General features: G+C 34.1%; 23 protein-coding genes. 11 read left to right on the top strand and 12 right to left on the bottom strand.

Translation table 11 applies throughout. From position 1 onward, the window contains the following. Positions 1-43 precede the first annotated feature (43 nt). The 7 genes from MY04_RS26860 (at position 44) to MY04_RS26830 (ending at position 6860) form a co-directional block, all read left to right on the top strand. Positions 44-1777, top strand: coding sequence for a fasciclin domain-containing protein (locus MY04_RS26860; protein ID WP_066216190.1), 1734 nt, complete (start codon positions 44-46; stop codon positions 1775-1777). Between the two features lie 202 nt (positions 1778-1979). Beyond that, complete coding sequence (locus tag MY04_RS26855) at positions 1980-2306, top strand: ArsR/SmtB family transcription factor (protein ID WP_066216188.1); 327 nt, start codon at positions 1980-1982, stop codon at positions 2304-2306. A gap of 17 nt (positions 2307-2323) precedes the next feature. Beyond that, complete coding sequence (locus MY04_RS26850) at positions 2324-2941, top strand: protein-tyrosine-phosphatase (RefSeq protein WP_066216187.1); 618 nt, start codon at positions 2324-2326, stop codon at positions 2939-2941. Between the two features lies 1 nt (position 2942). Beyond that, positions 2943-4022 carry an ACR3 family arsenite efflux transporter gene (gene arsB / locus MY04_RS26845; protein WP_066216184.1) on the top strand — a complete coding sequence of 360 codons (1080 nt, stop codon included), beginning with the start codon at positions 2943-2945 and terminating at the stop codon, positions 4020-4022. Between the two features lie 78 nt (positions 4023-4100). Further along, on the top strand, positions 4101-5852 hold the full coding sequence (locus MY04_RS26840) for a TRC40/GET3/ArsA family transport-energizing ATPase (RefSeq protein ID WP_066216181.1): 1752 nt from the start codon (positions 4101-4103) through the stop codon (positions 5850-5852). 170 nt (positions 5853-6022) lie between these two features. After that, positions 6023-6601, top strand: a complete 579-nt coding sequence (locus MY04_RS26835; RefSeq protein WP_066216179.1) for a 3'-5' exonuclease — start codon at positions 6023-6025, stop codon at positions 6599-6601. A 40-nt stretch (positions 6602-6641) separates the two neighbouring features. After that, entirely contained in the window at positions 6642-6860 is a 219-nt protein-coding gene (locus tag MY04_RS26830; RefSeq protein ID WP_158297941.1) for a hypothetical protein, read from the top strand. Here MY04_RS26830 and MY04_RS26825 read toward each other — a convergent pair. From MY04_RS26825 to MY04_RS26800, 6 genes are read right to left on the bottom strand one after another with little or no spacing between them, the layout of a single operon-like run. After that, on the bottom strand, positions 6857-7183 hold the full coding sequence (locus MY04_RS26825; RefSeq protein WP_066216175.1) for an STAS domain-containing protein: 327 nt from the start codon (positions 7181-7183) through the stop codon (positions 6857-6859). The genes MY04_RS26830 and MY04_RS26825 overlap by 4 nt on opposite strands. A gap of 4 nt (positions 7184-7187) precedes the next feature. Continuing rightward, complete coding sequence (locus tag MY04_RS26820; protein ID WP_066216173.1) at positions 7188-8810, bottom strand: ATP-binding SpoIIE family protein phosphatase; 1623 nt, start codon at positions 8808-8810, stop codon at positions 7188-7190. Continuing rightward, positions 8811-9401, bottom strand: coding sequence for a SpoIIE family protein phosphatase (locus MY04_RS26815; RefSeq protein ID WP_066216171.1), 591 nt, complete (start codon positions 9399-9401; stop codon positions 8811-8813). After that, positions 9380-9778: an ATP-binding protein gene (locus MY04_RS26810; RefSeq protein ID WP_066216169.1), complete on the bottom strand. Its 399-nt coding sequence runs from the start codon at positions 9776-9778 to the stop codon at positions 9380-9382. Before MY04_RS26810 ends, MY04_RS26815 begins: the two co-directional genes overlap by 22 nt. Position 9779: 1 nt before the next feature. Further along, entirely contained in the window at positions 9780-10154 is a 375-nt protein-coding gene (locus tag MY04_RS26805) for an STAS domain-containing protein (RefSeq protein ID WP_066216167.1), read from the bottom strand. After that, a complete protein-coding gene (locus tag MY04_RS26800; protein WP_066216165.1) occupies positions 10155-11045 on the bottom strand; it encodes a protoglobin domain-containing protein in 891 nt (296 codons plus the stop codon). It abuts the gene before it with no gap. A 155-nt stretch (positions 11046-11200) separates the two neighbouring features. On the opposite strand from MY04_RS26800, the gene MY04_RS26795 reads away from it, so the two are divergent. Next, the gene (locus tag MY04_RS26795; RefSeq protein WP_066216163.1) at positions 11201-11755 is read left to right on the top strand and encodes a hypothetical protein; all 555 of its coding nucleotides are present in this window, start codon (positions 11201-11203) and stop codon (positions 11753-11755) included. Between the two features lie 153 nt (positions 11756-11908). Next, positions 11909-12784, top strand: coding sequence for an HAEPLYID family protein (locus MY04_RS26790; protein ID WP_066216161.1), 876 nt, complete (start codon positions 11909-11911; stop codon positions 12782-12784). 76 nt (positions 12785-12860) lie between these two features. On the opposite strand, the gene MY04_RS26785 is transcribed toward MY04_RS26790, so the two are convergent. The 5 genes from MY04_RS26785 to nrfH form a co-directional block, all read right to left on the bottom strand. Beyond that, complete coding sequence (locus MY04_RS26785) at positions 12861-13337, bottom strand: thioredoxin family protein (RefSeq protein ID WP_066216159.1); 477 nt, start codon at positions 13335-13337, stop codon at positions 12861-12863. Positions 13338-13504: 167 nt separating this feature from the next. Continuing rightward, positions 13505-14086 (bottom strand): hypothetical protein, encoded by a 582-nt coding sequence (locus tag MY04_RS26780; protein ID WP_066216157.1) that lies wholly within the window; start codon positions 14084-14086, stop codon positions 13505-13507. Positions 14087-14205: 119 nt separating this feature from the next. Next, positions 14206-17361, bottom strand: coding sequence for a cytochrome c biogenesis protein (gene ccsA, locus MY04_RS26775; protein ID WP_066216154.1), 3156 nt, complete (start codon positions 17359-17361; stop codon positions 14206-14208). 155 nt (positions 17362-17516) lie between these two features. Further along, entirely contained in the window at positions 17517-19019 is a 1503-nt protein-coding gene (gene nrfA, locus MY04_RS26770; RefSeq protein WP_066216153.1) for an ammonia-forming cytochrome c nitrite reductase, read from the bottom strand. A gap of 3 nt (positions 19020-19022) precedes the next feature. Further along, the gene (gene nrfH / locus MY04_RS26765; RefSeq protein WP_066216152.1) at positions 19023-19622 is read right to left on the bottom strand and encodes a cytochrome c nitrite reductase small subunit; all 600 of its coding nucleotides are present in this window, start codon (positions 19620-19622) and stop codon (positions 19023-19025) included. 276 nt (positions 19623-19898) lie between these two features. Between nrfH and MY04_RS26760 the strand changes: the two genes are divergently transcribed. Continuing rightward, entirely contained in the window at positions 19899-23468 is a 3570-nt protein-coding gene (locus tag MY04_RS26760; protein ID WP_066216151.1) for a T9SS type A sorting domain-containing protein, read from the top strand. 250 nt (positions 23469-23718) lie between these two features. Here MY04_RS26760 and MY04_RS26755 read toward each other — a convergent pair whose 3' ends face one another. Continuing rightward, positions 23719-24042 carry a hypothetical protein gene (locus MY04_RS26755; RefSeq protein ID WP_066216149.1) on the bottom strand — a complete coding sequence of 108 codons (324 nt, stop codon included), beginning with the start codon at positions 24040-24042 and terminating at the stop codon, positions 23719-23721. 729 nt (positions 24043-24771) lie between these two features. Here MY04_RS26755 and MY04_RS26750 point away from each other — a divergent pair. Further along, complete coding sequence (locus MY04_RS26750; RefSeq protein WP_066216147.1) at positions 24772-25785, top strand: efflux RND transporter periplasmic adaptor subunit; 1014 nt, start codon at positions 24772-24774, stop codon at positions 25783-25785. The last annotated feature ends 17 nt before the right edge of the window (positions 25786-25802 follow it).

The raw sequence follows: 25802 nt of genomic DNA, 5'->3' as shown, positions 1-25802 counted from the left end.
AACTTATAGTGTTCAGATTTTCAACCATAAACATAATTACAGAATGAGAACTATTAACTTATTTAAAATTCTATTACTACTAGGTCTTTTCGGTCTATTCACAGCATGTTCAGACGACGATGACAACAATGTAACAAACCTACCAGCAGACGATGATGATCCGGTAGCTGAGGTAGGAACAATTGCAGGAATTGCAACATCTTCAGAAGATTTCACTTCTCTAGTAACTGCATTGCAAGCTGCTAATCTAGTAGAGACATTTGATAGTCCAGGTGACTATACAGTATTTGCTCCAACTGATGGTGCATTTGCTAACTTATTGAGTGCCAACAACGGTATCTCTAGTTTTGATGACATTTCAGCTGAAGGTCTTGATGTATTACTAAAGCATCACGTAGTTGCAGGTCGAGTATTTTCATCAGACCTGTCTGATGGGCAAATGGTTGAGACACTAGCAGGAACAATGCTAGAAGTGGACATCACTGATGGTGTTGTGACTGTTGGTGGCGCCCAAGTATCAGCTGTTGATATTGAGGCAAGCAATGGTGTAATTCACGTGTTATCAGATGTTATGGTAACAACAAAGGCTTTAACAATTGCACAAGTTGCCATAAGTAACCCTGACTTCTCAACATTAGTAGCAGCTTTATCACAAGCTGATTTGGTAGCACCATTCACAGACAGCGATGGCGAATTTACAGTATTTGCACCAACAAATGCTGCTTTCGAAGCTGCAGGTATCACAGATTTATCAGCAATCGATAATATGGATCTTGCAAGAATCCTTAAGCATCACGTGGTTGGAACAGTAGCTTTATCATCGTCACTTTCTGAAGGTCAAATGATTCCTACTTTAGCAAACACAAAATTACCAGTATCATTAGCAAATGGTGTAACAGTTGGTGGAGGTAATGTAGTAGCTGCTGATATCGAAACAGTAAATGGTGTAATTCACGTAGTAGGAACAGTCTTATTACCAAATACAATTGTTGATGTAGCTCGTGACGCAGGTAGCTTTACTTCGCTATTAGGGGCATTATCAGATACTGAGTTAACGGACTTATTCAACTTCGATGGTGATGAAGCGTACACAGTATTCGCTCCAAACGATGCCGCTTTCGCTGCAATCTCAGATGTTCTTCCAACGCTAACAACTGAAGAAATTGCAAGAATTTTAGCACACCATGTAGTTCCATCTAAAATTATGGAAGGTGATTTATCAGAAGGTGCAATGGTAACAACACTTGCTGGTACAAAATTAACAGTATCACTAATGGGTGGAGCAACAATAAATGGTGTAGACATTGTAGCAACAGATGTTGAAGCTTCAAATGGTGTTATTCACGTTATCGATGAAGTGTTATTACCAAATACAATTGTTGATGTAGCAAAAGCTAACGGTAGCTTCACTACTCTATTGGGAGCACTTGATGCAACTGATTTAACATCAACTTTCAACATGGACGGTGGTGAATACACAGTATTTGCTCCAACAGACGATGCTTTCGCTAAGATTGCTGATACAGTAGAAGGTTTATCTACTGAAGAATTAGCAAACGTTTTAGCACACCACGTTGTAGCAACTAAAGCTTTATCAACTGATTTATCAGATGGTCAAATGATTGAAACATTAGCAGGAACAATGTTAACTGTAACAGTCATGGGTGAAAGTGTATACATCGATGGTGTTATGGTTCAAATTGCTAATGTTGAAGCATCAAATGGTGTAATTCACGTTCTAGGTGATGTTTTAATCCCATCTAGCAACAGCAACTAAGAAAATATATTTTCGTAATTTATATTTTAATGAATAGAGCAGTAAAGTCCATCCTCTTTGGGGATGGACTTTGTTTTTTTATTATACAAATAGCATTTGATTTCACCTCATTTTCTGCTTTTTAAAGCAAATGATTGTAAAATTCTTTCATAAATAATCTCTATTTTTTGATAATAACATTTATATATCGCAATATTGCGATATGGGAATAACAAAAACAGAAGGTTTCGACACAGAAGTAACAGAAATGTCAGATATCCTAAAGGTTTTAGGGCATCCGGCAAGACTAAGTATTTTGCTTCATCTTATTAATGCGCCACAATGTATTAATGGAGATTTAGTAGGGGTGCTACCTTTGGCACAATCTACAGTTTCAAGACACTTAAATGAATTAAAGAGAGTGGGTCTTATCAAAGGGTCAATCTCTGGTAATAATGTAAGTTATTGTGTAAACGAGGAACTGTGGGAGAAAGTGAGTCTGTTTTTCTCATCAAATTTAAATCAGTTATCTCCTAAAAAGTGTTGTTAATCAAATCATAATTCAAAATGGAAAACGCAGTAGTAGAGTTAAAAGATTATATCAGTACCCTTGAGGGTGAGTTTGGATTAATCGAACAAGAAAGAAAAGAAATGCTTCAAGTGGTTGCCAATTTCGTAAAAGACTCTTTAGCTAAAGATGGAATAGCAAATTTGATTTTAATCTGTACTCATAACTCAAGAAGGTCTCATCTTTCTCAGGTTTGGACTCAAGTTGCAGCACATTATTACGGATTTAAAAATGTATTTGCTTATTCTGGAGGGACAGAAGCAACGGCATTATTTCCATCAGCAGCTAATGCATTGGAAAGAGCTGGTTTGAAGATCCAAAAATTGTCTAACGAAGACAATCCTGTATATGCAATTAAATATGATGAGAACCAACCTGCAATTATTGGTTTCTCTAAAACATACGATCATGTATTTAACCCACAATCTAATTTTGCAGCAGTAATGACGTGTGGACATGCGGATGCAAACTGTCCGTTTATCCCTGGAGCTACTCGTATTTCGTTACCATTCGAGGATCCAAAAGCCTTTGATGGAACTTCTATTCAGGAAGAAAAATACGATGAACGTTGTCGTCAGATTGCTAGGGAATTAATGTACGCCTTTTCACTAATTTAAGATGTCAGATTTAACTAAAGATACAGCAGCGGTTTGTCCGCAAAAGCAACCTAAGAAGTTATCTTTTTTAGATAGTTATTTAACGCTTTGGATTTTTATTGCCATGGCTATTGGAGTTGGAATTGGATATTTTTCTCCATCCGTTGCCGACAAAATTAACGACATGTCTGTAGGAACGACCAATATTCCTTTGGCCATTGGGTTAATTTTGATGATGTATCCTCCATTGGCAAAAGTGAAATACGAAGAGATGGGTAAAGTATTTTCGAATGTAAAAGTACTTTCACTTTCTTTAGTATTAAACTGGATTGTTGGTCCAATTTTGATGTTTGCCCTTGCTATTATTTTCTTGCACGATTACCCAGAATACATGACAGGCCTTATTTTAATTGGCTTGGCTAGATGTATTGCGATGGTAGTTGTTTGGAATGATCTTGCTGATGGATCATCAGAATATGCGGCAGGTTTGATTGCCTTAAACAGTATTTTCCAAGTATTATTCTATAGCGTGTACGCTTATGTTTTTATCACTATTCTTCCTCCTTATTTTGGGTTTGAAGGACTAGCGGTAGATATCACTATGGGGCAAATTGCCGAAAGCGTATTTATCTATCTTGGGATTCCATTTATGGCTGGATTTTTAAGTAGAAAAATCCTAGTGAACGTAAAAGGTAAAGAGTGGTATGAAACTGTTTTTGTACCAAAAATCTCCCCAATTACTTTAATTGCTTTATTGTCAACAATTGTATTGATGTTCAGTTTAAAAGGACAAAAAATTGTTGAGTTGCCATTGGATGTATTAAGAATTGCTGTTCCATTAGTCATCTACTTTACAGTGATGTTTGTGGTAAGTATGTTCTTAGGTAAATATTTTGGTGCTGATTACGAAAAAGATGTTTCCATTGCGTTTACAGCAACAGGTAATAATTTCGAGTTAGCGATTGCCGTAGCGATTGGTGTATTTGGCATTAACTCTGGGCAAGCATTTACAGGAGTGATAGGACCATTAGTAGAGGTTCCTGCACTGATTGCTTTGGTAAATCTCGCCTTTTGGTTTAGAAAGAAATACTATACAAAATAATAAAAGAGAGGTGGATACAATTGCTGGAAATTTAATCTTTAGGCTATTGTATCCACCTCTCATTATATATAAAAACACATGAGCAGATACATTTTTTTCACAGGGAAAGGAGGCGTTGGTAAAACTACTTTAGCTTCAGCTACTGCAGTGAAGTTAGCCGTTGAAGGAAAAAAAGTATTATTAATTAGTACGGATCCTGCATCAAATTTATCTGATGTTTTGGAAATGCAAGTGACCGACAAAGTACATGTACATCCAGAACTTCATCAATTAAATGCAATCAATATTGATCCTGAAGCAGCTGGACATAATTATAAAGAAAGAGCTGTTTCTTCTTTGGGCATGTTGGCCACACCTGCCTATAAAAACAAAGTAAGAGAACAATTATCGGGTGCGTGTACTGTAGAAATTGCTTCGTTTGATGAGTTTACTAGATATATTTCCGGTGCACCTGAAGTAGCAGATTACGATCATATTGTGTTTGATACTGCACCTACAGGACATACTTTACGTTTACTAGAGTTACCTGAAGCTTGGAGTAATTTCTTAGATCATAATGAAGGGGCGACTTGCATAGGCCCATCGTCTTCATTAAAGAGCAATCAGAAAAGATATAAAGAAGTCATCCAAAAGTTACAGGACCCAACATTGACTACCTTCATTTTGGTGGCAAGAGGTGATGAAGCTTCCTTACAAGAAGCCAACCGTTCTTCTTTAGAATTGAAAGAGTTAGGTTTAAGTAATCAACATCTTTACATTAACGCACTACTTCAAGAAGATATTTCAGACGACACGTTAGCTCAGGTGATACAATCAAAAAGTGATAAAGCATTAGAAGAAATGCCTGAACACTTAAAGGGTTTGTCACAAACTAAGTTTGGAATGCTCCCTTACAATGTGTTGGGTCTACAGAAATTATCTTCTGTGTTTGATAAAAAATTGATACCACAGATTATCAATCAATCCATTTCAGCACCTCAAAATGAAGCCATTGATTTAAGTGCTTATCAATTTAATCAACTGCTTGATAACATCGAGGCAGATAAAAATGGTTTGATATTAACGATGGGTAAAGGTGGTGTTGGTAAAACATTTACAGCTTCATCTATTGCAATAGCTTTAGCGAATAGAGGGAATGAGGTAATTTTAACGACAACTGACCCGGCTGCTCATATTACTAACTATACAGGACAGTTAACAGAACTGCCTTCTACCTTAACAGTCGAAAGAATAGATCCTAAAGCAGAAACCGAAAAGTACATTGCAAAAGCAATGGAAAAAAAGGGGCAGGGTAAAACAGAAGAGCAAAAGAAACTGATTCTAGAAGATTTACAATCACCTTGTACTGAAGAGGTGGCGGTATTTCATGCCTTTGCTAATGTGATTAGACATGCTAGAAGAAAGTTTGTAATTGTGGATACCGCTCCAACCGGACATACATTGTTATTGTTAGACACCACAGGGGCCTATCATAAACAAGTAAAACAGCAAAGCAAAATTGATGATAGCAAGCTGATGACTCCATATAAAATGATTCAAAACCCTGATCTAACTAAAGTTTTGGTCATATCTATATTGGAAACTACTCCAATTAGAGAGGCGCAAAGTTTAGAAGAGGATTTAAATAGAGCAGGGATTACTCCTTATGCTTGGGTTTTTAATCAGGAAATGATTTCTAACCTGGAAGTCAAAAATTCCCTACTACAAGCTAAGGTGAATCAACAAAAAGAACTGTTTAATTCATTCTTGAACGATCATCAAGATTCGAAGTGTTATACTCTTCCTTATTTAACAGGTGAAGAGATCATTAACGAGCTTCAAGAAATCTAAAATTGTCTGTAGATAGAACATTCTTATCTTATAGAAAAGACATTACTTTTCACTTTAAAAAGTTCAATGGAAATAATTTTTTCATTGAACTTTTACTTTTAGAATAATTTAATTAAATATTTTTCTAAATTGTGTAGTGATAGTTTTTTAAGCGCTTGTAAATTTTTTAGATGGAAAAGCAAATTACTTCTGATTTTTTAGTTTTAGATACAGAAACTACGGGCTTAGACGCTGGTGTAGATGAAGCTTTACAAATAAGCATTATCAACAGTGATAAGGAAGTACTTCTGAATACTTATTTAAAACCAAAATATAGAAGATCTTGGCCTGAAGCAATGAGTGTCAATGGCATAACGCCTGAAATGGTAGAGGATGCACCGACATACGATTTCGCAATGCAGGATATGATTAACGATATTGTAGAGGATAAAAATGTAATTCTTTACAACGCGGCTTTCGATCTAAATTTTGTAGACTTAACCAACGCAAAAGGGGTATTCTGTGCCATGAAAGTATTTTCTACAGAAATTGTGAAAGAGTGGCACGAAAAATACAACGATTACCGTTGGCAACGTTTATCAACTGCTTTTAACCACTTTTCTGATATGCAGTCTTTGGAAGATAAGATCTTATTAGACAATTCTCATAATTCACTATCGGATAGCTTCATGACGCTATACGTTTGGCAAAAAATGATGGAATTAGGATACGACAAAGGAAAGAACTATCTATTAACGAATAAAATATAGATCTCAAATTTACCTACTTTACTACATGAACACTAACAAAATGCTACTTATATTTATGTACTTCTTTATAGGTATGTGGGTAACAATTGTAGCCGTAATGTACTTAAATATTGTTCGAAGAGAACAAAAAAACATGACTGTAGATCTGCAGGCAGAAGATGTTCAGATGCTTATGGAGTATGACACTATGGAATATAAAAGGGTCACCAAAGAAGACATTCCAGAAGATTTCGATATTATCTTATTAGAAGTAGACTAAGCTAAAGCTTCTTCTAATGTATCTCGTATATCAACGATCATATTAAACCCTGATATCGTTAAAATCTCCATCACTACTTCATTAGCATTACACACTCTAAACTGACCTTCAATTGCTTGAAGTTCTTTAGAACCCATTAGAAATACTCTTAATCCCGAACTACTCATATACGTTACCTTTTCTAGATTAAGAATAATCTTATCACTACCCTTTTCTATTAGATTTCTGATGCTTTCTTCTAATTCTGAAGAATTGCTCGCATCAATAAATCCTTCTACATTAATTACATTATATTCCTGTATAACTTCTTTGCTAATATTCATCTGTTTATAGTATTTTGTTAAGTTGGATGATGTTCTTATCATCCTCTCTATGATAATTGTATGAATCCATTAATTGTTTGACAATATGAATGCCAAGTCCTCCACTTTCACGTTCTTCTAATATTGATGTCGTGTTTGGCGTTTCTTGTAGAAATGGATTAAAAGCAATGCCGTTGTCTTTAACTGATATGCTTAATTCTTTGTCTTTGATTTCTAAATATAGATGAATTTTAGGTATTTCAATACCCTCAAATCCATATTTTATTTGATTACTTATCACTTCATCAAAAACGATAAATAGTTTTTTCTGTATAGTTTCATCCAATTCATTTTGATCAAAAAACACCTGAAGTTGTTCATTTAACTTGTTTTTTTGATCAAAATTGGGTTTTAATTCAGTGGTAAATAAGGGAGTAGTTTTTTTCTTAAATTTTAAACAGAGCACTGTTATATCATCAGCTTGTTCGAATCCATCTTCAAAAATTCTCACTTCATGAATGGTATCTTCGACCAATTGTTTCATAGAAGTTATAGTAGTATTCTTCACAAAATCTTGTAATTTTTGATCAGTAAAAAATACTTTGTCTCTGTTTCTTGCCTCAGGAACACCATCAGTATAAGCATACACTACATCATTTTCCTGTAACTGAACGGTGCGTTCTTTATAATCCAGACCTTTCATGACACCTATAATGGGCCCATGTATTTCTTTTAATACTTCTAGATTTTGACCACTTCGAATAAACGATGGATTATGACCTGCATTGGTGTAGGTGAGTTTACCTGTACAAACATCCAACATGCCCATAAAGACGGTGACAAACATATTGTTCTTGTTCTCCTCAACAATTTGATTGTTGACATGACTCATAATTGCCGCCGTTGATATTTCCGTTTGTGCCGCACTTTTTAGAAGTGATTTTGTCATGGCCATAAGCAAGGCGGCCGGAACTCCTTTATCCGAAACATCCCCGATAACGATGTATAAATAGCGATTATTAATGAGCTGAAAATCATAAAAATCACCACCCACTTCTCTTGCAGGAATTAGATCGGCAAATAATGAAATATGGTCATTTTGAAAGAAGTTTTTAGGAAGCATACTCATCTGTATATTTCTACCTACAGATAATTCACTTTCCATTCTTGCTTTATCGTTTTTGGCCTTTTTTAGATTTTCATAAGACTCTTTAAGGTCATCGTTCTTTACCTTTAGTTCATCTAAAAGTTCGTCTCTACTTTTTTCATTATAAAATTCTACAGCTTTATATAGGTTTTTAGTATCAAAATTTCTTTTTATGGTCATGACCATTTTGGTATCAAAAACATCTATATGAAATAAGTGAGATTTAATAATTGGAGGAGGAAAAATGGGATCACCTAAGGAACTAGAAATACCAATCTTGAAAGTAGAAAGATTATTTGATTTAATATGTTCATAATCAATCGTTAGAATGAGCAGTGGAAAATGTTGTTGCAACATTCTTAGATAAGAAGATAAAAAACTAGCAATTTTATTAGAGTTACCTGCATTTCCCATCATTAAAAAGGCCACATTATATACCTTTTTACGGAAATAGATAATCTCCTTTTCACTACCCAATATTTTTGTTTCAAATAAACTCATTTATTTTATTTTAATACATAACATTGTAGCATCATCAAATTCTGATCCCCACTCTTTTACTAATTTTCTAGATAGTATTTCACAAGTAAACAAATGATAGTTGACTTTGCTATGAAATGAATTAGAACTATTCACTCCATCACTATGAATTAGAATTAGGTCGCCTGTTTGAATTTTTCGTACATCAACACGAGGAGTTCTTTTTCGTACTCCAATCAATCCATCTGTAGATAATAACGCTATATTATTATTTTGTTGATTTATGATTCTAGCATTGATATTACCAATCGTACAGAAACTAATTTCATTATTTTCGATGATCCCAAGCCCTAAAGCAGCCCCTTCGGAACCCTTCATAAAATAATGTGCTTCCGACATTAAATGAGCAATGTCTTTCTGTACCCTTTCTTTGATATATTTCGTCAGTTTGCTCGCTATTTGATGAGCCACTTGTCCATGTCCAATACCATCAATAACCGCAAAAAAGGTATAATCGTCTTCTTGATGGATAAAAAAAGCATCTCCATTCACGAACTCCCCTGTGATAGGACGAGTGTAACCCGCAATCTCTATTTTTTGTATTTTATCCAATATGTTACTTTTACATGTGTACCTTGATCAGGTATTGAATCTATCTCAAAAATATCAGCAATTCTTTTAATTCCTGGTAGTCCCAATCCAAGTGTTCCGCCAGTCGAAAAATTATCGGTTAGTGCAGTTTCTAGATCAAATATTCCTTTTCCATTATCAATTGCTTCTATCAGAATCCCTTCTCTATGCAGCATTCTTCTATGAGAAAATTTCACAAAGCCTTTCCCCACGTATTTAATGATATTCTGAGCTAGTTCTGAAATAATAATGGATATTTTATGACAGTCCAGTTGATTAAAACCAAGTGATTTGGCAAAATCAAGTACCTCATGTTGAGCATAGTGAATATCGGTTTCTTTTTGAATACTAATTCTCATTTTACTTCAACATTTGATCAACCATTAAGAAAGCTTCATCAAGACTTAATACTGCATTAAGTCCATCGATGTCAGCATCTAATAAGATAAGGGAAGAAACCACAGAGGGTTTTAAGCCAGAAATAATAGTTTGATAACCCGTCAATTTAATCATATCAATAATACTTCTAATACGATTAAAATCGATCAGGTCAATAATTTCTAATCCCGATAAATCGAAGATAATACCTCTAATCTTATTGTGTTTCACCACAAAATTCAATAATTCTTGACGAAACAATTTAAGTTGTTCTTCTTCAAGGTCTAATTGAAAAGAGGCAATAATACAACCTTTATGTAACTGTAAAGGAATACTCGATTTAATCCAATTCTCCATCTATTGCTTGATAATTTTCATATTTAATTTATCGAAAGCAATTTCTATAGCCGAACGTAGGTTTGCGGTAGTTTTAATCGTTCCTACATCAATACCTAATTCAACGATAGTTTGAGCAACAGCAGGTGATAAGCCTGATATGATACACTCACAACCCATTAGTTTAGTTGCTTTTGTGATCTTAATAAGGTGATTAGCTACCGCAGTATCCACTACAGCCACACCAGAAATATCTAAAATAAAAGATTGAGCATGATGGGTAGATATCTGTGTTAGGGTGTTATCCATGATATCTTGAGCTCTTCTTGAATCGATTAATCCAACGACAGGTAATAAAAGTAATCCCTCCCAGATTTGAGTTACTGGCGTTGACATGGCCATCAATGTCTTACTTTGAGCAGTAATTTTTTGATTGACTATACTTTCGTAACTCTGAACAATAATAGTCATATCCATATGCACCATTTTGTTCAAACCTCTTCTAGCTTCATTAATATCTTCAGCCGACCAATCTTTCACCTTAAGAAGCATTTCCACAAATAAAGAAAGAAAATGATCAACTCCAGCAAGATAAATCTCTTGAGATAATCCTATACGTGCATGTACCTCACCAACCTTGCGTCTTGATTCAATATACCCACCATCAATTTGAGCATCAAAGAATTGTTCCCAAAACCCAAATTGCATCTTCTGAACGCGTTCTAGAGTAGAAGGATCCGAAAAATATTCATAAAATTCAGGAGTAGACCTTAGCCACTTATACCAACTTTCTACCATTTGCGGTAGCGCTTTCATGGCTATTGGTTTAAGTCTTTGAATATATTCAGTGTCTTTTGAGGTAATTCCGTAGAGCTCACACAATTGTTGAGCATTCCTAGAAAATTCATCCATTAGAATGTCGTGTCTATAAAATTAACGAAGTATTAAGTTGGTTGAATTTAGTTTTTCCAAATCGAAATAACAAAAAAAACAGGGAGAGCTTAAATAATGATTTCAATTAATAAATAATATTTGTAAATTAGATTAACACCTATACTCAATTATTTATGACCCGCATATTTTCGTTAACCTGCTTATACATCCTATTTTTATTATCTTCATGTTCAATAATTAACTGGGAAGTAGAACCCGATAATCTAAAAATCACCTATCAGGACGAAGAATTAGGTGAAATATTTCATGATCATATCTTACGGTTCATCGATGAAGCAGAAAAACGTGACATGACATTTCGTTCTGGAAAAGTGAATATTAAATGGGGTCCAGAATTAGCAGACCATGTCAATGCAACTACTTTTTCCAACGGTATAATCAAAGTAAATCCATCTTCTGTGAAGATCAATCACGACCATCTTTCATTACAATTAATTTCCCACGAATTATATCATTTACTATGTCAACCACCAAGTGCTTACGACCACCGAAGTAGACATTTAATAAGTGGAACTCCATATGTATCATCTTTAATGGTGGCTTCTTCTAAAAAAGGAGAATTTCCAACGATCGATAATGTTGAGATGTGGGAATATTATTTCGATGAATTGTTTCTCCATCATGGAGATTACTCCTTTGTTTATGATTATGAAAGTAATTCTAAGTAAATTTCAAGCTTTGAGGTAGAAAATATTGACTTAAATTTATGTTAAAATTAAGCTAACAATCTACTGATATAAAAGATGATGTTTTTTTCTTTGTTAAACATCATATCTTTGCACCTTTAATTAAAATCAATTCCTCAAATCTAATCTGACTACATGAGATCGCTTAACACGCTATTCTTATTATTAGTTATTTCTATGGGTTCTTTATTTGCACAAAATGAAACTCATGGAATTCTAACAAAAGAACAGCAAGACAGTATTTATATCAATAAATATAACGAGAAGAATTTACCTCCAAAGGTGGTACACGCTGAACCACTTTACATTGATCTTATTCGCGACCTTGGAGCACGTGCTGGTGAAAAAGAATGGAACGTGGGTATGGAGATTAAAGACAATCTTAAATACGATAAATACGAGGCTTTAATAGAATACGAATGGGCACCAATTAATAGACTTGGTTTTGAAGTAGAACTTCCTTTTTCATTTTATTCTCCACAGGATGGAGTAGATAGAGATTCAATTCCTTCAGATAGATTAGAAAGTTTAAAATTGGCAACACAATGGTCATTTTTTGTTTCTGAAAAACTGAATATGTCAATGGCTTTGGGGTATATCAATGAAATCACTTTTTCCGATTTTAAAAACTTTGGCAATCCTTTAATTCAAGGAAATATTTTTAATCCGTTTTATGTCATCGCAAAAAGATGGGGGAGAAATTGGCACTCGTTAATTTATACCGGACCAAGTTTTGAATACGGTTATCAATCTAAAGATTGGGATATTTCTTATGAAATCAACCCTTCATTCCATTATATGATACCGGGTACTTCCAATTTTATTGGTATGGAGTTTAACCAAACGGTGGCCAATGGAGATTTTGATATGACTATTCGCCCTCAGATGAGAGTGGGTATTGCAGATAATCTTTTGGTGGGTATCGTTGCCGGTATTCCTGTTGGTAGAGAGAACGAACGTTTAAGTGCTTTCTGTCGTTTGATTTGGGAACCTGGGCATAAGCATAGATAATTTCTGAAAGGAATAGAAAAAGCCCGAATTCTAGTTAAAGAATTCGGGCTTTTTTTAAATAATTTCTTGAATAATATTAAATATCCAACTGAGCCTCTACAGCTTTAATCCAAGCTTCAGGTCCTCCTTTTTGGTAACCCATTTGAATACCCTTACCATCTTTTACAATAAAAATTGTAGGATAACCTTGAATTTTATACTCCTGAGCTAAATAATAATTCTGTGCTCTAAGCTGATCGGATTGCTTAACACCTTTAGGGAAATCAAGCTCTAAAAGAATAATATTATTTTCCTTTACCCATTTTTTGAATTCTGGTGTATCAAAGATTTCTCTGTCAATTTTTTTACACCATCCACACCAATCACTTCCTGTAAAGTCCATGATTATAGGTCTTTTTTCATCCTGAGCGGTTTTAATAGCATAATTTGCATCATTGGTCCATCCCGCTTTTGTTACAGGATCTGTAATTGCGGGGATTTCTTTGTTTTCTTGTGCTAATATTGAAATCGTAAAGCCGAAGAATACAAAAAGTGAGATGATTAACTTTTTCATAATATATTTAAGAACTCAAATAATTTTAATTCTGATAACACCATGTACTTTATAAAAATATGATGATTTATTCATATATGCAATATTAGTGCCTTACAAAAGAAAAACCTGACAGATTTCTATCAGGTTTTAACAATATCAAACTAAAATAACTACTATTATATTTTTTATAGAGAAGATTCAATCTCCATTTTTGCTTTGTTTAATGATTCTTCAGAGAACTCATCCGTCGCTTCGAAACGTGGTGAAATAACCACTTCTGCGTGCCAACCGTGTCCTACATTATCTCTATGAATACCATAAGTAAACATGGTAATCTGATTCATATTGTCAATGGTTTTATCAAGATTTTTTTCTAGTAACCACTGATCATCCGTAGCTTGGTGTAAGGACCAATCAGTAGATGTACTCAAACTTTTGATGATCATATTTAGATTACATTCGATCAACTCCACATCATCTGACTGATAAATAATTTTGATTTGAGTTAATTGATTTTTTTCAAATACGGGCTCTAATAAAGCTTCTTGATCTAAAAACTTAATAGAGTAATATCCTTCTGTTGTTAACTCTCCATTTAGATCACTTTTGATATGTTGGTGTACTAAATCATCCTCCATATTTAAGAATAAACCTTTATATATTTCTACCTTTTCGGTAGGGGCCTCGTCTTCTTTTTTTTCTTCCTCTTCAGCAACAACGATTAATGGAGCAATAAAAGTCAATAAAAAGTAAATTAATGTTTTCATGGTAAATTAAGATTTGGTGTATTATTATTTTCACTTACTTATATCGCACTTAAAAAAATGTCACCAAAAAAGCCGTTCCTTTTTCAAGAAACGGCTTAAAAATATTTTCAAGAAGAGAATTATATCTTCTTTTGATTTCTATAATATGCTGCTATTGCAAGTGTAAATACCATAGCTACTACATAGTAAACAAAGGTAGGAACTGGTACAGGATCGCCTGTAGCATATGAGTGTAAACCTGTTAAGTAATAGTTTACACCAAAAGAGGTCATTACAATACTTGAGAAAGCTAATAAACTTGCCAAGTTGAATGTATAATTACCTTTTAAAGCAGGAACTAATCTAAGGTGAAGTACTACAGAGTACACAATCACAGAGATTAAAGCCCATGTTTCTTTAGGATCCCAACCCCAATAACGACCCCATGACTCGTTGGCCCAAACACCACCTAAGAATGTACCTACAGCTAACATGTATAAACCAATAGTCATTGATAGCTCACTTACATAAGTCAATTCTAAAATTGGCTTTTTAAACTTCTCATTTCTAATTGTAATGAAGATTAAGTTGATAAAACCAAGTAGTGCTGATAATGCTAAAGGAGCATATGAACTCACAATAATAGCTACGTGAATTTTTAACCAATACGATTTCAATACTGGTACAAGATTGGTAATTTCTGGGTTTAACCAATCCAGGAAACTAACAAACAATAATGTACCACCAAATAGAGAAACTAATGGAAGAATAAAATCCGATTTCTTATAGAAGAAGAAACCAAATAGGAACAATGCCCAAGCAACAAGAATAAGCATCTCATAACCGTTAGTCCAAGGTGGATATTGTGCAATGTACCATCTTAATAGAAGGTTGCAAGTAAAGAAACCGAAAGCCACCATTTGAAGTATAACCCCAATTGTATACGCTCGATTACTTGCTGTATTCACTTTAAATACTTTCCATAAGGCAACACCTAAAAGGTAAATACCCAACATCCAGTAAATAGGGAAAAGGTTATTGAAAATATTCATTTTATTGTACAGCAATTCCATTTTAATGGCGTTGTCTGTAGGATAAATATCTTCACCCATTTTTTGCTGGAATAAACGAATGTATTCTAAGTTTTGATTTACTTGCGACCAATCTTTGGATTCTCTTGCTTTAAGAATCTCCATAAAATACATCTTAGTGATGTTTCTTACGAAAGTTGAATCTTCCTTAGCAAAAGGTGATCCCATAAAATTGGCGTTAAACCAGTTGTGATCTGGATCGTTAGGAACCGGGAAGATCTTTAAGTAGTTCCCCGATAAACCTTGATATAGAATATTAAATCTTTCGTCGATTTTAATCAACTCTTTATCAAATTCTCCTCTTTCAGATGGTTTTTTCTTTTGGGCATCATCAACGGCAGCTCTTAATAAGTAATCGCCTTCGTTATTGATTAAATCATTGAAAGAAACCATAGGCTTTTGTTCCATATCCAATAGATCAAAAACACCTTTACCAGCGTCTTTGTCAACTTTAATGATAGGCATACTTTGCCAGTAACCAGGATCCATTTGTAAAGCAAGGAACAATTGATCACTGTTCATCTTTTCTTCAGCACCATCTTTGTAAACCATTTTATAAGTGGTCTTACGCGTTAGTTTTCTTAAGAATTCTGATGATAAAGTATTGACAGGCTTTAAACGGCCATCCATATCCTGAACAATTAAGCTACCAAAAAGCTTAGAGTGTTCTCCATCGATATGTTGAGATCGGTCGACAAATTGAGGAGCCTCTTGTACTTCTACTTTCTCCTGATTAGGATGTTCTGCTACTTCTGTTTGTGCTTTTAGTTGGTGTGAACCTAATACAGCAGCACCCATTAAAAGTAGAGCAACACTTTGTGCTTTTAATTTCGAAAGTTTACCACTTACTAATCTAAATCTTGATTTTTTCTCGAACATACTCAATACCATTGCTACAGTCATCAATAAGTATCCAATATAAGTCACAATAGTACCAGGTCTATCTTGGTTTACAGAAAGGATAGTACCCTTTTCATCTTGATCAAAAGATGCTTGGAAGAAACGGTAACCTGAGTGGTCCAATACATTATTCATAAAAATAGTATATGGGTAACTCACATCCCCATCTTGAACAATCACTTCTGATGAGTAAGCAGAAGGGTTGGTTGAACCTGGGTATCTTTCCATTTCAAAGTGATTCAAGAAAAGACTGAAAGGTAATTCAGTTACTTGAGGTCCAAAAGAAACATCAATTGTATATCCTCCGATAACCACTTCTTTAAATGGAGTTACTACACCACTCAAACTAGCCAAAATCACTTCTTTTGTTTCGTCGTTCACAGTAACGTCAACAAACAAAAGATCGGCAGCTTGTTCTTTCATTTTCTTTGTAGTGGCAGGAGAGTAGCCTAGTTTTAGGCCTTCATGTATATCTTTAATTACAAAACGGAAATCACCCATAGTGTATAGGGCCTCTTTTTGTAATTTGGATTCAATACCATCATCTACAGAACCTGTACTTTGGTCTGCCATGATAAAAAAGCCAATTGGTTGAGGAGTTTCAATTGTGTATTCAACTCCTTTTTCTCTAATGTTTATTGCCCCTTTGTTAGGGTTGTTGAATGTAATTTCCTGACCATTCACAAACATACTTTTTCCTTTGGCAAGGAAAACCGATTTACGGCCTGACTCAGATGCAGTAACAACTTCTATAACAGCATCATCAGCACCACCTTCTATTACTGTTTGAACAGCATCAGGTACAAACATTTTAGGAGTCACTTTAATTTGATCTCCATTAATTTCTTCTTTCCACTCAAAATTAGGTTGATGTAACTGAGTGAAAGTACTTTTACGGTTAAATTCTTTATTCGCAGATGCACTGTGAATATGTGCATTGAAATAGCGGTCTAATGAGATAAGTTGATTACTGCTTTGCCCCTCACGGATATGCATATTCCCTTCGTATCCGAAGTTTCTAGTAATAAACGCACCCAATAAAATGATAATAAAAGCGATATGAAAAGTAAAAACGGCTGCTTTTTCTTTTCTGAATAACTTATATTTCTTGATATTACCTATAAAGTTAATACCTAAGATCACTTGTAAAATTTCGAACCAAAGTGCATTGTACACCATTTCTCTTGCTGCTGGTGTACCATAATCATTTTCAACGAAAGTGGCCACACCCATTGCTACCGCATAAGAAAATAAGGCAACTAATGTTAGTTCGTTTGAAAATAGAAACTTGAAGATTTTCTTCATTATTATTTATGGAATTATTTGTAAGTACATCTACTTTGTTACAAATGTAATAGCTTTTTGTCTAGTTATAAAAAAGCTGCTGTACAATCCCTCTAATTACTTGAATTTTAAGGAAATAGTACAGCAGCTTTATTAATTATTAAGATCTTTAAGTCTTATTTGCTAGAAACAGTTTGAACACCCATAGCGTCTTCACGTTTCTTAGCAGCTTCTAACCATTTTGGAATGATAGTTTCTTTGAAGTTTTCTTTTTCTTTCTCCAATTTATCCATATCTAAACCAATGTACTTTTGTGCTTTTGCTTTAGTAGAGATATCTGGGTAAGGAACTTCACCGTCGAAACCTAATTTAGGAAGAAGTTTAGCCAATTTAATTCTAGCCTCTTGCGCTTTGTCGATACCTGTAGTAATAATTCTACCAGTTTCAACAGGAGCGTGGAAAGAACCACCATGAGATGCTACAGAGTAGTCCCATCTCCATTGAGCGTGACGGATGTCCATTAAGATTGGTTGCATTTGCTTTTCAGTAGCACCTAAATCCCAAGCTTTTTTCGCTTCAACGTGCGCTCTAACTAATAATTTCTCTAAACGGTGTGCACCCTCTTTGTTCTTGTCTTGGTTTGAGTATACATTCTCCATCAATTCGTTTTGATCTTGACGGTGACATACTTGACAAGAGTTTGCAGGGTTAGCCAAAGGAGACTGGATATGGTGATCTGTGAATTTTTGACCACCTTCAGTTTTGTAAGGCATGTGACAGTCAGCACAAGAAACACCTCTCTTCGCGTGGATACCTTGTTGGTAGATCTCGTAACCTGGGTGTTGTGCTTTCAACATTGGCGTCTTAGACAAGCTGTGTGTCCAGTCCGAGAAGTTGATGTCGTCATAGTATTTCTCAGCATCTTCAACAGTTAAACCGTTTTTCCAAGGGAAAGTTAGGTAAGGAACACCTTCTACAGGCTCTTTTTTGTTGAAGTAGTACTCTACGTGACATTGTGCACATACTAATGATCTCATTTCTTGATGAGAAGCATCGTTGATATCTTTACCCATAGATTGGAAAGCCTCGATTAACGCAGGACGAGAAATTTTTAATTCCATTGTCTTGTTATCGTGACAGTCGTTACATCCAATAGGGTTGTGAATTTGCTCACCTTTGTCGAACCATTTTCCTTTATAGAATTCAGCAATACCAATTTCGTTCATTAAACGAGGTACATCTGGAGACTTACAAGTCCAACAAGTTGCAGGCATTGGGCCAGTACCTTCTTCAGTTGGTCCACCTGTTCTTAGAGTGTTATGAATGTCTTCTACTGCATAGTAGTGACCACGTGGTTGGTTGTAATCTTTAGAGAAACCGTAACCAGCCCAAAGAACTACTAGTTCAGGAGTACCAGCCAAGGCATCTTTTAATTGATTACCGTTATGCTTAGAAGAGAAGTCCATCTCTTTTGTTTCTAAGAATGATTCGTATTGACGAGGGAAGTTTTTACCCCAAACGTCGTTACGAGGATCGTTATCTGCAATTTTCACTTGTGGTTGGTAAGCGAACTGAGATTCTGATTTACGATCCGTAATATTGCTTCCTAACATTGCTAGAAGCACAACTACAGTTACTGTAGCCAAAAATAAAAGCCAATTTTTAACTTTAGAGCTCATAATTTATTTTTTCTTATTTTTCAAGGCGTCTTTTAGCCAAGTTGGTATAACATCTTTTTTCTCACCTTGTACAGGGAGGCTTTGGATTTGATATCCAACAGATGAAAGAGATTTTACTCTTCCATGTGGTACTTCTCTGTGACATTCCCAACATGCTCTGTCGGTTCTATCGTGAGAGTGGTTGGCTACCCAAGATGACATTTTTGCGTCTGTTACCTGATCATTATGACAGCGCACACAGTTTGCTTGTACAACTTCACGACCTGGTTGATGCATTTTAATCACCTGTGGCTCCATTCTTAGGGTGTACATGTATGAGTGATAAAGACCATCTTTGGCTTTAAACGCATACTTCGATACAACATTGTCATGTGGTACGTGACAATCATTACATGTAGCAACTTCTCTATGTGAACTGTGCTTCCAACTCTCAAATTGAGGAGTCATTACGTGACAGTTGACACAAGTCTCGGGGTCATCAGAAAGATAAGATGTGACCCTAGCTGTTTGTGCTATATATAATGTTAATCCCACAATCGCCCCAAGTAATGCAATAACAACAGGTTGCCACTGCTTAGGAGGAATGAGTTTTTTTAACATCATAGGCTTAATTCACTAATTCGAGTTATATTTCCAGTTTGATTCAAAATTTACCTTGTAAAGATAAAAAGGGATGACACTAAAAAATAGTGCTTTTCATCACCTTTTGTAGTTTAGATACATTCTAAACAATGCATCAACCATGCATATAGAAGATAAATATCTCTTTTAAAAATTTCATTTTCTTATGAATTAATCAAGAAATATAGGTTAAGTGATTAAATATTAGTTACTTGTGTTTAAGCAAAAACCTAATTGTACCTAATTTTACCCTCTTAAATGAAACGCTTTTCATATCATTTTGATAATGGTTTATTATCGGTTGTGTTAAGTTTTATTATTCTTTTTTTGACAGCCTTTAATGCCTTTTCTCAATCAATATCATCTTTTACCCACAACGAAAGTACCCATACAAATTCATCAAATTTGGTGTGGGATCTAACGGGCGAAAGCATCTTCCCAGTAGCTGCTAATTTTACAGTTTTAGTCAATGATATGCCCATATCTACAGTTCTCATTAACGTAGTTTCAAATACTGATGGGAGTGATTATGATATTATGACCAATATCAGTTATTCTTTTGCGGACGGTGACAATATAAACCTACAGTTTAATCAAGATGAATTGAATTATTATTCCTCACGTCAATATATATTTGATTCGTATTCTCCCAATTTCAATGTGGTTCAGATCAACACCGATAATCCCGCCGACAATACTTTAATTGATAACGGGAATACGGTATACTTAAAAGTGATTATGTCCGAACCGATTGAAACAATTTCCGCTCAACTAGAAGGTGAAGATTTAGAATTATCTGATCAGACACCTACAAATTTTACATTTATCAAAACGTTTGATGTCTTACCCACAGAAACACATTCTAACCCTTTAGCTTTCTCTGTTACTGCATTGGATTCAGCAGGGAATTCAGCACTAAAGAGTACAACAACTGATGCTAGTAATGTTTATTTTTCTGTTTCAACTACTCCACAATTAGAGAATTATATTAATACCCCTTCAACAGAAGTATTTTGCAATCATGACATTAACTTAACTCTTACTGGTAATGTGGCTGATACTGCATCGATTACAAGAGACGGAGAAACGGCGGTGATACATTGGGAGCAAAGTGAGAATGAAGGGGAATGGACTATTTTACCTAACTCTAATAGTATGAATTTTACAGTGGCCTCAGTCCCTGTAGATGGTAATTATGCTTATAAAAGAGTTATTTCTAATGGTACAGATACTTTTTATTCTAATGAAATAGACATTGATGTTACCGATGTTGATGCAATTGCTGTAACGACTTTTCCAAACACGAAAAGGTTTAATGTGAACTCAAATACGGCAATTACGATGTCCACAAATATTGATAATGATGGGGTGATTTTAACTTGTAGCGGAGCAGGAGTGATGAACAATTCATTTACCCCTAGTTCTGCGGGTGTTGGGTCACATCAAATAACCTATTCTTTATCAGATGGTAATTGTACAAAAACGGTACAAACAGTATTTCATGTATATGATCCAACTACTCTTTTAAATTTACCTTCGGTGATATGTTCAAATACACCGAATCAAAATATCACTATGAATACCTCTACAAATGGTTTCAATGATTTAACACTCGTAAAAGTCGTTGGTGACGGTATTACAGGTGCTGACCCTTTGCTTCTTCAACCCAATTTACTATTTGATGAAACTATTCCACCTGGAGGGATGAGAAATATTGTTTGGGAAGCCTTTTTTGTAGGAAATGATGGCATTTTAGAGGATTCAGTAGAAATTCCTGTTTCCGTTTATAAAAAATCCGAGTTGCAAATTACCGTCAATGGTAATGCTTTTACTGACGATTCACTGTTTATCTATAATGATGATCCAAATATTACTTTAGGAGGGAATGTAAACGGTGAAAGTTTTAGTTTGGTGTCTTTTTCTGTCAACAATGAAACACCTCAAATGGGCAACTCATTATTTTCTCCCCAGGATAGAGGAGCCGGAGTGTATTGGGTTTTTGCAAGTACTTATGATCTGAATGCTTGTTCGGCAAATGATACCCTAATCATTAAAGTGAAGGAAAGACAAACTCAAGAAGAGGAAACCAATGAGCAACCAATATCATCAACAGATTCTTTGATATTAAAATCAATATTTGATGAACTACAAATAAGTTATAATTCATCAGATCCTATATCAGATTGGCCAAGGTATTTATCGAATACATCAGGTAAAATTACTCAATTGGATTTATCTAATACACCTTCTTTGACACACCTACCTGAAAAAGTTAGAGATTTAAAGAAGTTACAAATTTTAAAAGTAGCCAATTGTAATTTACAATCCGTGTCTGATTCCATTTGGAGATTGAAAGAGTTGTGGTTATTGGATTTATCTTATAATCAGCTAGAGGATGATGATGTAGATTCCTTAGCAGCATTAAGGAGTTTAAGGACACTTTACATTCATCATAATAGTTTAAACCGTCTACCACAACTAAGTGGATTGGATGATCTAAGACATGTATTGGCAAGTCATAACAATATACATACAGTAGATCGTAATTTACAAGGTTCAAATCAGTTGAGAATTCTCGATTTAAGTTACAATAACTTGGATACATTGGGTGATATTTTTGAGAATAAATCTTTTATATCAGAAGTCTATTTGGATAATAATGTCTTAAAAAAATGGAGTTACAGCCTTCCTACAACAGTTATCAAGTTAGATATATCAAATAATAAGATAAACAATGTTACTGTCGCTCCTCCTTCAGAAACACAAGTAAACGTATCTTTCAATCAGCTGGATTTCTCAGGTTTATCAAATTTAAACCCTTCCAATACAGAAGCAATACCTCAATTTAATGTATTAAAAAGAGAGTATATAAGTAAGCAGTTGGGTGATAATTACAGTCATAATTATGCGGTTGTAGATGGAGAAGTTTTGGAATGGTTTAAGGATACGACATCAATTGGAGTTGAATTGAATTTATCTAATATTTCTATGAGTGATAAAGGTATGTATAGTTGTTATTCTACCCACTCAAATTGGACTGGTTTACGTTTGAAATTATTCGAAGCTCATGTAGGAGTAGATTGTGCTCAACAGGATTCTATACAGATTTTATCAGAAAGACATACTTGGTTTTGTAGTAATGAAAATATTAATATTCAATTATACGCTAATCCTATTGATACAAATTTAGCATATCAATGGTATGTGAATGATACAATTATTTCTGATGCAACAAACCCTACTTTTACTACATTCAAAGAGGGTGTCTATACTGTAAGGGCAGTGACCTCGGGTGGTTGTTTGGCTTATTCCAATTCTTTGACTGTAAATCAAAAAGCTGCTTTTACGACTCCTGATATTTTATATCAAAATCAAACATTAAGGGTAGGGAATGCAGACTCAACAAAAGTATACTCTTGGTATTTTGGAGATGAGTTCATTGCAGATCAAACATTATTTATACACCCATCAAGAGTGGGGAAATATGTAGTAAAAGCAACAGACTCTTTAGGATGTTCTGTAGCTTCTGATACAATGAACATTCAAGATGAAGAGTGGGTGACATCATTAAGTGATCAACTTGAAAATTTGATTAAAGTATATCCAAACCCCAGTTTCGAAGGTAAAGTAAATATCGAAGCTGGCTTTATGATATCGACAATAAAATTGTATGATTTATCAGGTAAATTAATCATTCTAGATAATAGAGTTCAATCCAATGATTATTATTTAAGTTCCTTGAAAAGCGGGATTTATTTTGTCAAACTTTTTGGGACGAATAAAGAGATAGTACATCAGAAGATAATTGTGGGAGATAGCAAAAGATAACGTAAATTGAGAGGCGAAATAAAGAATTTTAATTATGGAAAATCGGCCTCCTTATTTAAAGTGGATTGTTATAGGAGCTTTAATATCTCTTATTCCATTGCAAATTATAGCTTATTACACTGGTTGGAAGGCCATTGTTCCTATTGGAACATCGTTAGGCTCTATTATATTTTTGATATACAAAATAGAAAGACATAAAAAAGAGCAGTAAATTTCTTTACTGCTCTTTTGAAATATATGACTTAACTAATTAGTCAATATTTCTATTAATTAATGATACTTGACAATAATCTTTACCGTCTTCTGTAGTAATCATAATTCTTTTATATGTAATATCTTCTACAATTTGAAGTTGATATTTCTTTACACCATTTTCTTCATACTCGAAGAATTTTTGTTGTAAAACATCACCATCAACATAATCTTTAGAGATTTTTTCTAAATTCTCTTGAACTGTTACATTATTGTCCATTTGTTCGATATATACTAAGTTTTTAATCTTATTATATGTTGATGCAAATGTTGAAACACTAAGTAATGTAAGAACCGATAATGCAAGAACTAATTTTTTCATTTTTGGTTATTGTTTTTTGGAAAATCATGAGTCTTGGTAATTCCAAGTACAGTAAATAAAACGCATTACAATTTCTTTAGTTGACTCATTATCTTTAATATATCTTAATCATAGGAATGAAATCGGTTGCAATATTGTTTCGGATCAAAATCTTTAAACTTATTTAGATATAACGAAGAAAATCCCCCATTTGAGGGATTGACGATTAGGGTGTTTTCTACCTAAATTTGATTATCAAAAAAGAATATACCCTTATTTGTTTACATTAAAGTTTAACAACAAGACTAACGAACTTACTGCTCAATAAAATAAAGAATAAAGTAGATGAAAGTAGAGCCAAAGTCATATTTTGGCTCTACTGTTTTTATAAGTGTTTTATTTTATTTTAAACACAATCAATAAGTTGTGTTTTTATTATTGTTAATAAGTGAATAATTATTCATTTATCATTTTTTTATTCCCATATTTGTACTTGAAAAAAAAGACAGTTTTAAAATATTAAGTTGTTTCATACTCAAGAATTAACAAACTAGTTGTAATAGTTTTAGTTTTAAATAGTATTTAAGATGATTAAAGTAACCTCGCACATTATGTGGGGTTATTTTTTTGTATCATACATTTAGCATTTATTGGCATCAATCCTGATATTCTCTTAAAAAAAGTTATGTAATGCTTTTTTAAAATAACTAATAACTGTAACTTATATCAATCAAAAATTATCTGATTTTTATGAAAAGTAAATTACTATTTTCTCCCATTATATTATTAAGCATCCTATTTTCTTGCACTCAGGAAGCCACACAAAAAAAAGCTCCTAAAGAGTATGCTGTTAAAGTTGAAAAAGTTGCCTCCAAAACTAAACCCATAGTTCTTGAATTGTTGGGCGAGTTAAAAGCAGAGGGAAACCATCAATTATCTTTTTTAGTCGATGGAAAATTGACCCGATTGTATGTTAAAGAAGGACAGAATATCAAAAAAGGTCAGAAAATCGCTCAATTAGACACAGAAGATTATCAAGAAGCTTTAAAAGTGTCGAAAGCAAAATTAGATGAGGCCAACGATCAGTTATCACGTTTAACTAAAATGTATAAGGCAGGAAGTTTAGCTGAGGCCGATTATCAGAAAATAGTTTCTTTACAGCAACAAGCCGAGGCAGGGTATAATATCTATAAGAATAAACTGAAATACACTACCTTATATTCATCTATTTCTGGAAAAGTAGGAAAAATTTGGGCACGCCCAGGTGGAGGAATTTCTAAAGGAGAACCAATAGTAAGTTTGTTGGATAATACATCGCTTTATGCATCGGTAGGCGTTCCGGAAAACAAAATTAATTTGATAAAACTTTCTGGAAAAGTAGATGTGAAAATAGCAGATAAGGAATATACAGGTGAGATTAATAAAGTGTATCCGTCAGCATCTAAGCTGACAAGGTCATTTACGGTAGACATTCTTTTACCCGAAGTAAATGAACAGTTAAGAGAAGGAATGATGTGTACAGTGGAATTAACCGAAACGGTACAAAGGGATCAAATCGAAATTCCAATGTCTTTAGTCGTAAGAGATATCGATGGATTAGATTATGTGTTTTTAGCTAGAAACAAAACGGCCTTTAAGAAAAGAATTATTACTGGCAAGATCTCTGGAAACCATGTTGAAATAACCAAGGGACTATTCGAAGGCGACTTGTTAGTTACCAACCCTCCATTAAAATTGATGGATGGAGATGCTTTAAACTATTAATTACACCAACAGAAAGA

This window comes from Flammeovirga sp. MY04, assembly GCF_001682195.2.
In the GTDB taxonomy this organism is placed as follows: domain Bacteria; phylum Bacteroidota; class Bacteroidia; order Cytophagales; family Flammeovirgaceae; genus Flammeovirga; species Flammeovirga yaeyamensis.
This window is presented reverse-complemented; position numbering and strand designations above follow the sequence as displayed.